Origin of the sequence: Flavobacterium macrobrachii (assembly GCF_014486675.1) — a bacterium.
GTDB lineage: Bacteria > Bacteroidota > Bacteroidia > Flavobacteriales > Flavobacteriaceae > Flavobacterium > Flavobacterium macrobrachii.
Genome location: NZ_JACTAC010000190.1, coordinates 1 through 507 on the forward strand (window position 1 = coordinate 1; position 507 = coordinate 507).

Annotated in this window: 1 protein-coding gene; it reads right to left on the bottom strand. The window is 37.9% G+C overall.

The genetic code is table 11. The annotated features are described in order from the left end of the window. The coding region (locus IAI56_RS15905) for a hypothetical protein (RefSeq protein WP_222941038.1) at window positions 1-507 on the bottom strand (507 nt) is incomplete at both ends.

Consider the following 507-nt stretch of genomic DNA (forward strand, 5'->3'; position numbering starts at 1 on the left):
GTCTATCGTTCCATTGATATAGGCAGCTACATTGGTAATGTTGCCTGTTCCTAACTGGGCTTGGGGTAAATCAGTATAGAACGTAACGGTATGTGTCGTAGCATTGATACTGCCTAATATCTCCGCTATTTTACTCGTTAAATCAAAACTCTCATAACCCACAGCGCCTGTGTAATCACATAAATGATAATCCATCGGCTCCGTCGCTTCTGGTGTTGGGTTAACGATGAGTTGAAGTGGCACGATTTCAAAACAACCAGTAGTTAGAGACTCAACTCTGATGTAAATAGTTTGGTTCCATGGATTAATGTTAGGATAACCAGCTGGACTTGGAATAATAGTTCCATCGATAGTAGCATCTGTAACGGTTTCATGATAGGTTACTGTGTAAGAAGTAGTACCAACTATTGAAGAAATAGAACTTGTCAAATCAAAAACAGAAAAACCATCATTATTAGGATCACATAATTGAAGTGGTAAAGGATTTGGATTTACAATTACATCATT